Raw genomic sequence first — 15,633 nt, 5'->3', positions numbered from 1 at the left:
CTTTATTTTTTTTACTCAAAATATATTTTCTTTATACTTATTTGAAAATCAATGATTCTATTTTCGAAAAATCAGCATCAAAACGCACAAAACTAGCTGGATATCCGGGTTTTATTTTACCTAATTTATCCTCCAGTTTAATCGCGCTTGCTACCCTACAGGTTGCCATTTTTATAGCTTCATCTAAAGACACTTGTAAATTTTCATAAGCATTTCGAACAGCTTCTTCCATCGAAATACTGGCTCCGGCTAAATTGCCCTCTTCATTTCTATAAAAACCATTTTCTAGATGGGCATCAAAATTTTCCCATTTGAAACTGTTTACTTTTCGACCTAAAAAAGCGGCATCGCTAATTAAAAAGAATTTATCTTTTTTTAATTTATAGGCTAATCTTGCGGCGGCATAATCACAATGTGCTCCATCTAAAATAATGGGTGCATAAATGGCTTCATTTTCTAAAGTCGCTCCCACTAATCCGGGTTCTCTATGTCCAAGCTGAGTCATCGCATTAAATAAATGAGTCACTAAGTTTATCCCTTTAGAAAAGTAATATTGCGATTCTTTGTAAGTCATTGTTGAGTGCCCCGCTGAAATGACAATATCGCTTTCCAAAAGCATATCCAATTGTTCCTCTGAAAAGCATTCTGGTGCAATTGTGATGACTTTTATAATATCTTTTCCATATCGAATGATCTCTTCTAATTCTGAATTTGTAGGCATCCGTACTTGATTTATACTATGTGCACCCCGTTTCAAAGGATTTAAGAAAGGCCCTTCTAGATGCATTCCCATTACTCCGTTATTGTGTTTTGTCTTGTAATTACGAATAGCGTCAATTCCTTGAAGAATCGTTTCCTTTGAAGATGACACTAAACAAGGTAGCGTGTGTGTGGTTCCGTATTTTAAACTGGATTCATATATATCTTGTATCGTTTCCTCTGTGGGATACTGACTGAAATACTGTTTTTCTCCTCCATTGATTTGAATATCGATAAATCCGGCCGAAAGATGACTGCCTTTCAAATTTTTAATAACGTCAATTCCATCTGGGATTTCTTTTTGAACTGAAAGGATAGTTCCGTTTTCAATAATAATGACTCCGTTGGTAAGGATTTCATCACCAGTGTGCACGGTTGTATTGATAATCGCTTGTTTCATTTTTTATAATTACATCTTATTTAGTACCCTTTTTAAATTATATTTTATAAGCTCACAAAGTCAATAAGAAGTTGCAGTTGACAATGCTTCTTTCTTTACGTCTCTGCGAGCCTTTTTAAAACTAAGCTATTGTATTGAGTTACACTTTTTAGTTTAAAGAACACAATAGCTTGAATTAGTTTTTAGGTATTTATATCGGACAAAAATGAACCGATATAGATACTTTTATTTTTTTATGATTTTTATATTTACAACTTTTTCTAAATATATTTTTGCCATATAAACTCCACTAGCTTCATTTTCAACACTCAATCTAACCAAATTATTTACGACAGGATAAACTGATTTTGAAATTAATTGAGAAGTCATAGTGTACAATTCAATAAGAACCTCTTTTCTAGCGGTAGGTAGTGAAATCTCAAATCTTCCGGTTGTAGGATTTGGAAATGATGAAATAGAACTCCTTGCAGCAATGTTGAAGTCATTTGTGTTCAAAGTAGTATTTGGATTAACAGTAACATTGATTGTGGCACTATTTGATACCAATCCTAGGTTGTCCTGCACCGTATAATTTACCGCTGTAGCCGCTCCATTATAATTTAATACTGGAGTAAAAGTTACAGTCCCTAAAGCATCAACCGCGTAGGTTCCTTCTCCTGCAACGCTAAGCGTTGTTTGGATTCCTGAAGTAGCCGGATTTAAATCTACTGTAGCCGGATCAATTGTTCCGTCTACGTCATTGTCATTGATTGTTACTGCTATAGTAACTGGCGTGTTTTCAATGGTAGTTTTTAAATCATCGATTGCTACTGGCACATCGTTTACGGCCGTAACAGTAATATTGATTGTAGCACTATTTGAAGTCAATCCTAGGTTATCATTTACCGTGTAGTTTACCGGCGTAGCCATCCCATTGTAATTAAGTACTGGAGTAAAAGTCACAATTCCGGAAGCATCAACGGAGTAGGTTCCTTCATTTGTAGCCGTAAACGTTGTTTGAATTCCTGAAAGAGCTTGATCTAAATCTACTGTAGTTCCATCAATCGTTCCATCTGCATCAGTGTCATTGGTTTTAATAGCGATAGTAACTGGTGTGTCCTCATTAGTGCTTTTTGAATCATTGACCGCTACTGGTACATCGTTTACAGCCGTAACAATAACATTGATAATGGCACTATTTGATACCAATCCTAGGCTATTATTCACTGTATAGTATATTGGTAAAGCGATTCCATTGTAATTTAATACTGGAGTAAAAGTCACAGTTCCTAAAGCATCAACGGAGTAGGTTCCTTCGCCTGAAACGCTAAAAGTTGTTTGGATTCCTGAAGTATCTGGATCTAAATCTACTGTAGCCACTTCAATCGTTCCATGTGCATCAGTGTCATTAGCAGTTACTGCAATAGTAACTGGTGTGTCTTCATTAGTCGCTATTTGGTCATCATATGCTTTAACTGGAAATAGACTTAAGGGATAATCATTAAAAGTTAGCGCTCCAATATTTTTGGTATTTGTTAAGTAAGGACCTGCATAAACCGTTGAATTATCATTATACAAACTATTAGATAAATAGGAAATCTTTTGTGCTGCAGAAGGAATTGTTAAATTCAAAACCACCGTATTTCCAATAACTGACAATGATGAAACATTACCTGAAACTCCGTCTAAATAAAAATAATCCTTTAGATTGTAAGTCCCTACATTGCTTTGAGCTACTAAATTATTATTATCAAATACTAATCTAATTTGTGTATTATCACTTTTACTGTAAAAAGCTTTGATGATATTGGGGGCCAATGGATTTTCAGTAGACGGCAAGTTATATAAATCTTTTTCCAATACTTGAGCAACACGATCTCCCATTGTTTTATAACCTAGTAAACCATAGTGACAGTAAGGTATTTCATTACCATCACCAGCATTCATACCAGGTGTTCCGGCCATAGGGAAAACAGTAATATCAGCATGAGTTAAAGGTAAAGTACGTTGCCATTCTCGCATCTTAGCTTGATTTACACTTGCACCTCCATAACATCCATTTAAATTGGTTTGAAAAACATAAACTTTAGAAAGTGATGGAAAATCGGTTTTCCAAGCATTGTACATTGTTTCGAAGTTTGTTGGGTAATTGGTAAATGTCCCGTCAGCATTTTTTTCACCTTGATGCCAAAATACAGCTTTAATATTGTTTTTAAGCCCTGCTTTTTGAACTCTGTATAAAGTACGACCATATACTGTAGCAAGATCCAAACGGTTAGTTGTACTCGGTAGATTCTGTTCAATAGAACTAGACCCAGCTCCTCCATTTATAACACAAATAGGAATCTGTAAAGTAGTTGAAAGTTTATCCATCATCTCTAATCCCCAAACACCTACCATATACGAGCCTGCAAAATAGGTAGGATTAGTAGAACTCACCACCCCTATTTGGTTTGCTTGACCAAGACCCCATAAATGTTGATTTGGATCATTACTATTATAAGCATCATAATTAGTATTGTTTGTTTGTATACCATAACTTCTTAAAAAAGGATTAGTATAAGTATATCCAACACGTGTTGGATGAGAATTTGATTGTCCCATAATTACATAGGCATCTCCGGCTAATAAATCTTTTCTTTCTGCTACTACGTTTACATTTCCAAGTAAATCAATAGTGCTGACAATAATTTTATATTGAGCCAACTCCGCTTTGATTGTTCCTGATAAATCAAATGGAGCACTCCCACTAGTGTAAACTAAATTTTGATCTACCGTTTTTACAAAAACAGCGTCTCTATAAAAGTCTACTTTAATTTTATCCAAATTTGGAATTGCAACAGTACCCGCAACTTTAACGGTCGCTAAATTTTGATTGTCTCTTCCGTAAAACTGCATATCTTGAGGTATCGAAGAAAATGAAACCGCAGAGTTTGGGGCGGTATAGGTATCTGCCCCATTGGTCAACCATTTTAAACTGAAACGTGTAAAATACATTTGATACGTTGAGTTTTCTCCATTTTCATAATAGATTCCCATGGTTCCATCAGGTAAAACCGTTATACTTGAATAGGCAGAAGCTCCAGAGAAAATGGTTTTACGAACTGGCCAAGAAGCGCCTTCATCAGTACTCATTAAAACAGAAACATTAGTTCTATTTCCTGCAAAAGGAATAGTGTGCAACAATCTATTTTTATCATATCCATCTAATGTAGAAGTATAGCGTATAAAATCGCCATCACAATTGGGATCAGTCAAATCGGCTTGATTGTAAGCGGTTCCCCAAGTCAATCCTTTATCAGTTGAAATATTGAATCTTCGGGTTCCTGAATTACGAATACTCATCATCAGATTCCCATTGTTCAATTCTACAATTTTAGCTTCGTCTCCACCAGTTTCTGCTCTCCCTGTTGAAGGTGTCCAAGTGATACCTCCATCAGTACTAGACATCATATAATTGTTTATTCCACCGCTTGTTTCTCTAACAACAAGTGCAGCTACAATAGTCCCATCGCGCAATTGATGGGCTCTTCCTGCACCTATAAATACCCCTAACCAATTTTGAGTAATTGGATTACTGCATCCTGCACCATAAATTTGATTGGTAATATCTACTGGAGCTCCCCAAGTGATTCCGTTATCGGTGCTTCTACAGTATTGTAATTTAATTGGTGCGGTTGCTGTTGAGGCAAAGAAACCTTTTTCGGCAACAAATAAGCATATCAAATTCCCAGTTGCTTTATCCATAACCAATGCTGCATCCCCAGCACCGTTTGGCCCTCCGAAATTCGCAATGGTTAAGGGAGCTGACCATGTTTTTCCGTTATCAATACTGCGACGCACCACAGGATCAATTTTGGCAGCTAAATCTCCTGCATGATTCCATCTTTTATCTGTTACCGTTACCAATGAACCATCGGCTGCAGTGATGATTGCCGGAATACGATAGCTCGTAGATCCTGCATCTCCAGGTGTAAACAACAAGGTATTGGCCAATAATATAACTCTATTACCTGTAACTGTATTGACTACTGAATTGTAGGTAACTGAATTGGCAACAATAGATTCACAAGTTGCATCTAGTAAATTTCCTTCGGTAGCACCGGCAGCAACATCATACGTTATGAAGAAATAATTATCCCCAGGAACCAAGGCTTTACTGCCAGTAACCGTTAGAGCACCCGTTGCTGGAGCTGTACTACCAAATAACGTAGCCGTAGCAAGATTAAAAACAGCTGTTGTTCCGTTAGAATAAACTTTTATATTGGTAACATCGGCTATATTGGTCGTTCCTGCCATAGTAAATTTCAAGGCACTTACTGACAGTGGAGAGAGTGAACCATTAGCAGAAACTTTTACCGCAACTATACGCTGGTCTGTATCTCCCATACCTGTTGGTAATTCGGTTTGAACCAATGCTACTGAATTAATTTGCATAGTATTCGATTGAGCAATTACCGTAGCACCTCCATTTAATGTTCCTGGGTGGTTGTGTCCCGATATATCTGGAACGGTAGTCCCACTTATATTTTCAAAATCCCATGCCGCCAAAAGATTTGCTTCAGTCCCAATAACAATGGCGGTTTTATCAGTCAGGACTTCGGTAGCCGTCATTGCTTTATTCCAAAAGCGAATATCGTCTAATTGCCCATTCATAAAAGAAGACAAACTATTTAAAGTTCCAAAAAACAGATTTCCAGTATTCGAAACCGTATTTGTTCCCCCAATATTGGCAGTAGTTTTAGTTTGTTGCAAAGTGCCATCAACATATATTTTACAACTTGTGGTAGCTACATCAATGACCATGGCAAGATGATGCCAAACATTGTCAGCAATAGTAGTTGTTCCAAAAGGAGGACCTGCAGATCCAGCACTTGTGGTTAAATTAACTCCAAACTGACCTCCAGTTGATGAATTATTAATAAACTCATAACCAATTCCTGACCCGCCAGGTCTTTTACTTAGGATGCGTTTATTGAAATCAGCAGTTTTTACTCGACAAGTAACCGTTAAACTTTGTCCAGCAGCCAAATTAAAATCGGAATGATTTGCAACCGACATGTAATCATTTATACCATCCAAAGCTAGAACTATTGGAAAAGCATTTGGAGTTGTTGGAGAACCAAAAAGTGTCCCAGGATGATTATTTCCTGAAACATCTGGAACTGTTGTACCTCTAACGTTTTCAAAATCCCAAGCTCCTAAAAGATTAGTAGTAGGACCCGTAATTGTGGTAACCATATCGGCTTGTAATTCAGTAGCTGTCATGGCTAAATTCCAAATACGAATATTATCTATTTGACCAGCCCATTTAAAACTATTGGTTGCATCGGATGTTGCTCCAACTATAAAACTTAAGGCATTAGAAAAATCAGAAGTACCTGAGAATGTTTTTCCAGTATTTACCAAAACACCATCTAAATAACCATATAAAGTTCTTGAACTGGATGCATCCAAAACTAAGGCAACATGATGCCAAGTAGCATCAGCTATAGAAGTACTTGAATAACCCGCAGTACTAATACTATTTGGTGTACCTGTTCCTTGCATATTCAAAGCAAATTTACCAGCATTGCCACCGCTTCCTGTCCAAAATTCATATCCGTTTCCAGCACCCGCATTTCGTTTGGCAAAAATTCTTGGAGTTCCCGTAGAAGTGGTAGTTTTTACCCAACAGGTAATTGTTTTATTTTGGCTTATGCCAAAATCTAAATCGGTATGATCAGCCACTGACATATACGTATTGACCCCATCTAACTTTAAAACCTTCCCGCTTTGAGCACTAAGGTTTAAACAATGGACAAAACAAAAAAACAAACAAAACTGGTGTAATAATTTCTTCATAATCTGTGGTTTTAGTTAATAGTGAAATTTAATTATACTCTTTGGTCATTTTAAAACTATGCGTTTTTCAAATGCTCATTTAAAATCTGAAGGCAGTACCATTCCTGACGCGGTAAATGAAAAGGTCCTTTGAAAAGATTTCCTTTGGCCGTTTGCGCTACTGTACCATCTCTGTGTAAATACCCAAACCATTCTCCATTTTCTTTATCATGAAATTTATTGTATGCATAATCGTGAATCATTTTATGCCATGTTGCATATTTTTCATTTCCAGTCATGGTGTACGCCAGTAATGTAGCAATAATAACCTCATTATGCGGCCACCAAAATTTCATGTCCTGCCAATATTCCTGAACGGGTTTGCCATAAACATCGCAGAAATATAAAATACCGCCGTGTTCCTTGTCCCAACCGCGTTCCCACATATAATCGATCATTTTACAGCCTAATTCAATTAAATGAGGATCGTTGTTTCTATATTTTGCTTCATGCAATATAAACCAAGCGCCTTCAATAGCATGTCCCGGATTTAGTGTTCGGCCGTCAATATGATCAATTATTGAACCGTCTGGTGCTACTTGTTCCATCACACATTTGATGTCGTGCTTTACAAAGTCATTCTCGATTTCGGTAATCCATTTCATGATCCATTCATCGCATCGTGGATCTCCTATGGTTTCACGTACTTGTTGTGCTGTATTGATCATAATCATTGGCGATCCAATACCTTTGGACGGACGCTCTCCTGTGTATTTTTGTTCTAATAATCCTGGAGTACTCGAATATTTAATGCATTCTCCAAATAAATGACGTGCCTGTTCTGCAATTTTTTCGTCTCCGCTGGCTTTTGCGTAAGCGCCCATGGCAATTACAGCAAAGGTTTCAGAGAAGTAGTAACGACGTTTACGGATTGGGTTTCCTTCGCGGGTTACATGAAAAAACATTCTTCCATCAGTATCAAAACAATGTTGGTTGATAAAATCAATTCCGGATTTGGCCCCGTTGAGCCATTCTACTTTGGGTTCAATTGTGTTGTAAAGTGTTGATAATAACCAAGCAGTTCTACCTTGAAACCAAACCGATTTGTCATCGTCGATTAACTCGCCATTTTGTCCGCGCATTAGTAAATAACCGCCATGAATAGTATCTATCGATTGTGGAAACCAAAACGGAACAGTATCATTTAATAATTGGTTCTGATAAAAATCTTTTAGGTGTAAGAGATTAGTATTGGAGTAACTCATTTTATATGTTTTTTAGACTTAGTGTTTTGTTTGAAAGTGTTGATTTCATATCTGTTTGTGTATATTTTTTTAAACACATAGGTACATAACTCGCGAACTCTTTAAAAAAGGCTGTTCACTTAAAAATAAATCTAATAGCGCTATGTGAAAAAATGTATTTTCTTTAATTCTCTTTTTTACTTCTTAAAATCTATGTTTTTATGTATTTCAATTTTTATGATCTAAATCTAGTTGAAACGTTGAGCACGGTAAATTAGCTTCATTGACTAAATTTGCATTGGTATAAGGCTTCCAGGCATATAAAACGGTTTTTATCTTGTCACCTTGCGGAATGTTTATTGAAACGACATTTTTAACAATCGTAGCTTTACTTTCTATACGGATTCCTTTTTCGGTAATCAATTCAAAACCGGTTAGTTCTTTTTTATTTGCTGTAGCTAATTGTATGGTATTCGAAAAAGAAACTATTATGGCATTTCTTTTTTGTGTTGCTTTTATAGCTGATGGTCCGTTTGCAGTTATATTTTTTCTGTAGGTATATTTTAAGGCCAAAAGTGCCAGTCGTTCTCCAATCTGCTTTTTTTGAATAGGATGAACATTTGTAGGATCACCATAATCCATACTAATGACCATCCCGCTATTGGCGATGTTTTTCTGTATTTTGGTTTGTGCATCTCTAAATGAGGGCCATGCTGGACGAGCTGTTCCAGACAATTGAACAAAATAAAAGGGCAGGGAGGTTCCCCACGCTTTTCGCCAGTTTTTAACTAGGACCGGCATTAAATGTTCGTATAATTCGATGTTGTGTACATTGCTTTCACCTTGGTACCAAATAATTCCTTTTATGGGAAAATCAGTAAAATGAGTCACACCGGCTTCATAATTGTAACTGGGACCGTAAGGATGTCGTTGTTTTGGATTTTTTGTGTTTTTCAAATTTTCATCGGCTCGGGATCTGACCCACGGCATCATAAAATCAGATTTTTGCCAGTTGGTCAAAACATCAACCACTTTATCATCATGTTCTAAAGTATAGCGGTCGATCCAAGATTCTATAGGAGATCCGCCAACGGTAACTTGTATTAAACCTACTGGAATATTTTCTTCGTGCGCAATATTTTGTCCGAAGTAATAGGCTATGGCTGAAAAATCTTTGGTACTTAATGAATCGGATACTTTCCATTTTCCAGAAAAGAATTCTAAACGATTGGTCTTTTCTAAAGTAATTGAATCCCAAGCTTTTTCATCGGTCTCGGCAATGGCTTCAAAATTAAATAATCTAAGATGAGTATTGTTGATTGCTTTTTTAACCTCAGCCATTCCGTTTTCTGATTTTTGAAGAGGGAACGCCATATTTGATTGCCCCGAACAAAACCACACATCACCAATTAATATATTTTTTAAAACTATATTTTTTTCTTTTGATGAAATTGTAATTTGATGTGTTCCGCCAGATTTCATGGCCGGAAAAATAACTTTCCATTTTCCGTATTCGTTTGTGGTGGCAGTTTCTTTTATATTGTCTAAAGTGATTTCTACTTTGTCTCCACCATTTGCATTTCCATAAATTACAATTGGTTGATTTCTTTGAAGCACAGCGTTATCAGTGAAAACAGGAGGTAGTTTTAATCCTCCAAAATCTTGCGTAATATTGCTGTAAACGGTTTGTGCTAGAATTGAAGCGCCTTCTTTTGTGGGATGTAATGCATCGGGGAAAAGATCAGGACGATTGTATAATTTTTCATGAAGATCAATTAAACCAACATGATTCGCTTTTGCAATTGCAGAGATATGTTGCTGAATCTGCCAAAACCAATCTCTCGTTCCTGATTTAAAACGGGGATGTTCATTGAATATCGGTGTCATTCGGCAGATGAAAATTTTTACCTTGGGATTTTGTGTTTTTAAAGCATCAATTAGCCATGAATAATCAGCATTAAAGTCGTCTTTATAATTGGGCCAGTTCCTGGGATCAGTATCGTTTAATCCTAAATGAATAATTGCAATATCCGGACGATAGGCAATGGCTTCGGCACATTTTTCGGTTTTAAAATACGGAGTGCTTCCTTGTTTTAAAAGTGTTGCACCACTATATCCAAAATTTTTTATTTCATACTGACTGCCCATTAAAGCTTGAAGCTGTGATGGATAAGATTCAGTAGCCGGATTAACTAATAGGTAACCCGCAGTTACAGAATCACCCATGCAAGCTATTTTTATTGGGGTTTGTGCCATCATTTCAAGATTCAAAATCATTGAAAGAAAAAGGATTGTAAGATGAATATTGTGATTTTTTGTTCTCATTTTCTTTAGAACTAGTATTAAAACAGGTGGTATTTATAAGCAGGGCAGAACGCATGGCTCCGCCCCGGCTTAACAAAAAAACCAAAAAAACAACTATTAAATTATAAAAAAGGGGTGAACAATTACATGCTACACATCTGTAAAATCATTGACTTTGGGACGTAAAAAACTAATTTGAACCACTAAAGCTAGCACTACAACTCCCGCCATTAAGGCGAATCCCAAACCTAAAGTTCCTGAATCTGCCGATTTGCCCAATAGTGATGTAACTAGTGCTCCGCAGCCCACTCCAGTCATATTGAGAACACCATAAGCGGTTGCCCGATGTTTAGAGGAAACAAACTGACAGATAATCGGCATATTATTGGCATCAAACATTCCGTATCCTATACCAAAACATAAAACAGCTCCAACAACATGAAACAAAGAATGTCCAAAACCAATTAATAATAATGCAGGAATAGTTAAACTCAGCCCGATAGCACTGGTGTAAACTCTTCCTTTTATGTTTTTCTGAACCCATTTATCTGATAAAATACCTCCTATGATAACGCCTATTAGCGAGGAGAATGAAATGGTAATGGTAGCAATAGGCCCGGCTTGATCCATTGAAATATTTAAGTTGTCCGAGAATAGGGTAGGAAGCCAGTTTTTTGTTGCCCAGCCCGGTAAACTTATAATAGCGAAATAAAATAAAATTACCCAAAATGAAATATTGGAAAACAAAAGCGCCAGCCCTTTAAAAAGCGAGTCTTTTTCTTGGGTAGAATTAAACTCTGAATCTAAAACTTTTGTTGAAGCTTTTTTATCGTATAAAAAGAAAACCAACACGATTGAGTATACAATTCCGATAATACCAAAATGATGAAAAGTAGTATGCCATGAAAATTTTGCTGCTATTGTAGCTCCAAAACCTCCTAAAGCAGATCCTACATAAAGCCCTGTCATATGAATACCAATGGCAAGCGATCTGGTTTTTTGCTGATGATAATCGGCTATTAGAGATAATCCTGCCGGAATATACAAGGCCTCGCTCACACCCATAAGTGCTCTTAACCAGTAAATTTGATTATAGGTTGTAGCATAACACGTGGCATACGTAACCACAGACCAAACAAATAAACTACCAATAATTAACCATTTTCGGTTTAATTTGTCTGCAATTATACCAGAAATAGGGCTCATTAAAGCGTAGATCCAAAGGAAAATAGCCATTAAACGTCCAAAATTTTCGCCCGAAACTAGTTCAGGAATGTCGGCTTCCATAGACGGTCTCATCGTCGCTAGCATTTGTCTATCCATATAGTTCAGCAATGCTACGATCCAGAGTAAGGCCACGACTAACCAAGGATAATATTTAGAGTTTTTCATATTTTGATGCTTGTCAGACCTAACGGATTTTAAACGCTGTTAAGTCTCTTCGATTAATTTTAATTATTTGATGGTCCCCAACATGACATCAGGAGTTCTAATTCCAGGTTTTATTTCTCCATTCGATAAAACTACTTTGTCATTCCAGATGGTCGCTGTTGTTGTGACTTGAGCAAGAAAGGGCAATTCGCCAATTTTTGACCACTTGTTTGTATGTGTATTGTATAGTAAAATATCGTTGTAAAAACCTTGGTGTGTTGTATTTAAAGTATTTTTTTCGGCTATGAGTTTCGATCTTTCTTCTTCAGAATTGGCTTTGGCTATTTGTGATAAATAAGTTTCGATTTTATGAAAAGTAGTTCCGTTATCTCCACCAAGTATCAAAACGTAGTCATTACCAACAGGAACTCCGGCACCGGCAGAAAAGTTAGTTGTTTGTCTTCCGTCGCAGATATTAGCTTTTGTTTCCCAGGTTTGTTTTTGTAGATCAAAAGCTAATGTGGTGTTGTGTAAATCGCTTATTCCGGATGCAGTTTTGGTTCTACCTCCAATAACATACATTTTTTCATTTTGGATTACCGCTACTGAATTCGCTAAAGCAAAAGGCAATTTGGTCAGTGAATTCCATTCGGGTTTTTCAGCGTTTAAATTAATACTAAAAACTAAATCTGAGGATTGTTTTGCTTCATCTCCGCCAATAGCATAAACTATATTTCCTAAATGAGTAAGCCCAATATTGGTAATCGCTAACGGAAAGTCAGGTAATGATTTTGTTTCGATTTCATTTTTATCGGTATTCCAATTTAGGATATAAGCTTTGTTCGAAAGCCCATTTTCATTCTCACCGCCCACATAAACTACTCCTAGATTTGTAGTTGTATTTCCGGGATAGGCAATAGGTTCCGGTAATGTATGGATTACCTTTTTGTTCCATTGAAAATCATCTCCTTTTTTTTCTAAAACATGAATTTCATTTGAATAGTGTTTTTTTCCTCCTTCCCAGGGCATTTTATCTGGAAAATTAGCACCGCCGGCAACAATTAGAACGTTATTGGTTACTCCGGTTATTGGGCCTGCAAAACCTAATGAAATACTCCCATCAGCATTTTGCAATTGTGCTGCTTTAGTCCATTCGACATTTGTAATCTTTGTTTTTTGCGAAAAACTAACGTTTTTAGACATAATAAAAATGATGAAAATTAAGAGAAAAAAGGTTTTATTCATGATAGTTAGTTGAAAGAAAACGAACGGATTTATTTGGATTTGAAAGCATCGAAATCTAAACCAGCAACATCTTTTTTGAATAATTCAAATTGTTCAGCACTCATGTTTTTAACTGGTAATCTAAATTCTCCTAAATCATGACCTACTAATTTCATATAAGCTTTTCCTACTGAGATTCCGCCATATTTCCCTAAGAAACGAATCATATCAATTGATTTTTGCTGTAGCGCTCTTGCCTTAATTAAATCATTATTATTGAAAGCATCAATTAAATCGTAGTACAATGGAGCAGCATAGTTGAAGGTACTTCCAACAGCACCTTTTGCACCTAATACCAAGGCTGACAACATATTTTCGTCACGTCCCCAAAGCATATCAAATTTTCCGTTTTCGTAGCTCATACAACTTTGGAAATCCATAAAATCTTCGTGTGTATATTTTACTCCTGCGAAGTTTGAAAGTTTATTGTCTAAAGTTCTAACCAAATCATACATCGTAACATTTACGCCTGTTAACACCGGAATGTGATAATAATAAAATGGCATATTTGGAACACTTTCTCCCACTTTAATACAGATTTCTGCAAGGGTATCTGCATTAGATGGTTTGAAATAAAATGCACCAGTTAAAGAAACAGCGTATAAACCAATTTCGTAAGCGTGTTTAGCCAGTTCAATACAATCTGCCAGACAAGTTCCTCCAAGAAAAACCATTACTTTAAAATCAGCATCGTGATTGGAGCAATCTGCCCAGGCTTGTGCAACGGCCTTTTTTTCTTCTAAGGTTATAGAGACCCCTTCTCCGGTTGATCCGTTGATAAAAGCTCCGGTGATTCTGTTTCTTTTTAAGAAAGTATAATAAGGCGGAATAAGGCTTACGTCTAATTTTCCGTTGCTGTCAAAAGGGGTGAAAGGAGCAGCAATCAGACCTTTTAAATGTTCAATTTTCATGAGTATTTTTTTTGCTGTTTGTGTATTTTAATATTAGACTGAGAACTTTTTTGAATTCCCAGTCTAATTTTTAATTCTAATTATTTGCTAAGCGGATTTTGAACAATTTTTGGATTAAAGTTGATGGTGTTTTGAGAGATTGGAAACAAAACTTGTTTTCCTGCTGTCATTGATGGTGCTAAGTTTGTCTTATTAAAACGAACTAGATCCCACCATGCTTTTCCTTCAAAAGCCAATTCTTTCAAACGTTCATTCAAAATCACATTGTCGTTATTTACAGGAGAATCATTTGTGAACGATGCAGAAGGATCTGCTCTTTGCATAACCAAATTCATTTCTGCAGTAGGATCTTGTCCTAAAGCATTTTTAATTTCTGCTTTCATTAATAAAATATCTGCCCAACGGTAAATTATAATATCACTTACAAATCTTCTTAAATTTCCGTCAACGGTTCCGTTGTATTTGACTAAACCTGTAACTACAGGAACGGCTCCGTTGTATAGCGTCAGGAAAGTAGCTGCTTTTCGGGTATCTGTCGCAGCAAAGTTGAATCTTCTAATATCCGGCTGTACTCTTGAGATTCCAGCATTACCAGAACCGGTTCCTAATGTTCCAAAAGTTGCCGTTGCTGTTGCTGCAGTTAAAGGAGCAAAATCACTTGGTCCTACAAACATAAACTGATTCCAGTTGTCTGCTAAATTTGATGGTGAATCAGCTAGAGAATAACGAACGGCAAAAACTACCTCAGCATTTGCTTTTTGATCAAAAGCAAAAACATCTTTAAACTTAGCAATTAAAGTTGGAGTTCCCGGGATTGTATTTATAGCTGTTAGAGCGGTATTTAAATCTGCAGTTCCTCCACCTAATTGCTTTGCTGTCCATAAATTGACATCGGCCTTTAAAGCGTAAATTGACGCAAGTGATAATTGTGTTTTATTGTTTGTGGCATCTGGAAAGTTTGCAATGGCGGCATCAATATCTTTTTTGATGAATGCAAATGTTTCTTCGATTGTATTACGCGGAATTATGTATTGTGACTGAATGGCATTTTCAGTAGGATTTGTAACAATTGGTACACCACCCCAGGAACGTGCCATGATAAAGTAGCACAATGCGCGCATTGAATAAGCTTGAGCAATATAACGTTTTTGCTCGTTTAATTTTGTTGGACTAAAGGTAATTTGTGGTACATATTTTAAAACTAAGTTTGCTGAATGTACTACTGTATATAAACCAGCCCAGTCAACGTCAATGTTTTGTGGTGTAAGTAGGTTATTATAATAATTAGCTAGCGTTAACGGTGATTGAACTCCACTAGTTATTTCGCCACTTCTTGCTCCGCCTAACAAATAATAATTTTGCTGGGTTTGGATTCTAAAGTTCACATACATGCCGTTTACACCGGCTTTTGCATCATCTTCTGTTTTCCAAAAACTATCAGATGTAATAACACTATCAGACGTTATTTCTAAATCATCCTGACAAGAGTTGAAAAGTGGTAGAGTAGTAAAAAGTAGTGTATATAGAAGAAATTTCTTTTTCATGATTTTAGTATTAA

General features: G+C 36.3%; 8 protein-coding genes. All 8 read right to left on the bottom strand.

The window, feature by feature from the left end:
- Positions 1-37: 37 nt before the first annotated feature.
- Entirely contained in the window at positions 38-1,159 is a 1,122-nt protein-coding gene (nagA, locus tag FJV36_RS10735; RefSeq protein ID WP_158981082.1) for an N-acetylglucosamine-6-phosphate deacetylase, read from the bottom strand.
- 225 nt (positions 1,160-1,384) lie between these two features.
- Positions 1,385-6,982, bottom strand: coding sequence for a LamG-like jellyroll fold domain-containing protein (locus tag FJV36_RS10730; protein WP_158981080.1), 5,598 nt, complete (start codon positions 6,980-6,982; stop codon positions 1,385-1,387).
- Between the two features lie 56 nt (positions 6,983-7,038).
- Positions 7,039-8,226 (bottom strand): AGE family epimerase/isomerase, encoded by a 1,188-nt coding sequence (locus FJV36_RS10725; protein WP_158981078.1) that lies wholly within the window; start codon positions 8,224-8,226, stop codon positions 7,039-7,041.
- Between the two features lie 207 nt (positions 8,227-8,433).
- Positions 8,434-10,530 (bottom strand): GDSL-type esterase/lipase family protein, encoded by a 2,097-nt coding sequence (locus FJV36_RS10720; protein WP_158981076.1) that lies wholly within the window; start codon positions 10,528-10,530, stop codon positions 8,434-8,436.
- Positions 10,531-10,659: 129 nt separating this feature from the next.
- Positions 10,660-11,901, bottom strand: a complete 1,242-nt coding sequence (locus tag FJV36_RS10715; RefSeq protein ID WP_158729852.1) for an MFS transporter — start codon at positions 11,899-11,901, stop codon at positions 10,660-10,662.
- A 63-nt stretch (positions 11,902-11,964) separates the two neighbouring features.
- On the bottom strand, positions 11,965-13,125 hold the full coding sequence (locus FJV36_RS10710; protein WP_158729851.1) for a galactose oxidase: 1,161 nt from the start codon (positions 13,123-13,125) through the stop codon (positions 11,965-11,967).
- Positions 13,126-13,154: 29 nt separating this feature from the next.
- The gene (locus tag FJV36_RS10705; protein WP_158729850.1) at positions 13,155-14,075 is read right to left on the bottom strand and encodes a dihydrodipicolinate synthase family protein; all 921 of its coding nucleotides are present in this window, start codon (positions 14,073-14,075) and stop codon (positions 13,155-13,157) included.
- Between the two features lie 80 nt (positions 14,076-14,155).
- The gene (locus tag FJV36_RS10700; protein ID WP_158729849.1) at positions 14,156-15,619 is read right to left on the bottom strand and encodes a RagB/SusD family nutrient uptake outer membrane protein; all 1,464 of its coding nucleotides are present in this window, start codon (positions 15,617-15,619) and stop codon (positions 14,156-14,158) included.
- Positions 15,620-15,633: the final 14 nt, after the last annotated feature.

The organism is Flavobacterium sp. I-STPP5a (genome assembly GCF_009764685.1).
In the GTDB taxonomy this organism is placed as follows: domain Bacteria; phylum Bacteroidota; class Bacteroidia; order Flavobacteriales; family Flavobacteriaceae; genus Flavobacterium.
This window is presented reverse-complemented; position numbering and strand designations above follow the sequence as displayed.

What these genes read in the sequence shown, in the direction of transcription:
- FJV36_RS10725 (WP_158981078.1), bottom strand. Translation starts at nt 8,226, where the DNA reads ATGAGTTACTCCAATACTAATCTCTTACACCTAAAAGATTTTTATCAG.
- FJV36_RS10720 (WP_158981076.1), bottom strand. Translation starts at nt 10,530, where the DNA reads ATGAGAACAAAAAATCACAATATTCATCTTACAATCCTTTTTCTTTCA.
- FJV36_RS10705 (WP_158729850.1), bottom strand. Translation starts at nt 14,075, where the DNA reads ATGAAAATTGAACATTTAAAAGGTCTGATTGCTGCTCCTTTCACCCCT.
- nagA (WP_158981082.1), bottom strand. Translation starts at nt 1,159, where the DNA reads ATGAAACAAGCGATTATCAATACAACCGTGCACACTGGTGATGAAATC.
- FJV36_RS10710 (WP_158729851.1), bottom strand. Translation starts at nt 13,125, where the DNA reads ATGAATAAAACCTTTTTTCTCTTAATTTTCATCATTTTTATTATGTCT.
- FJV36_RS10700 (WP_158729849.1), bottom strand. Translation starts at nt 15,619, where the DNA reads ATGAAAAAGAAATTTCTTCTATATACACTACTTTTTACTACTCTACCA.
- FJV36_RS10715 (WP_158729852.1), bottom strand. Translation starts at nt 11,901, where the DNA reads ATGAAAAACTCTAAATATTATCCTTGGTTAGTCGTGGCCTTACTCTGG.
- FJV36_RS10730 (WP_158981080.1), bottom strand. Translation starts at nt 6,982, where the DNA reads ATGAAGAAATTATTACACCAGTTTTGTTTGTTTTTTTGTTTTGTCCAT.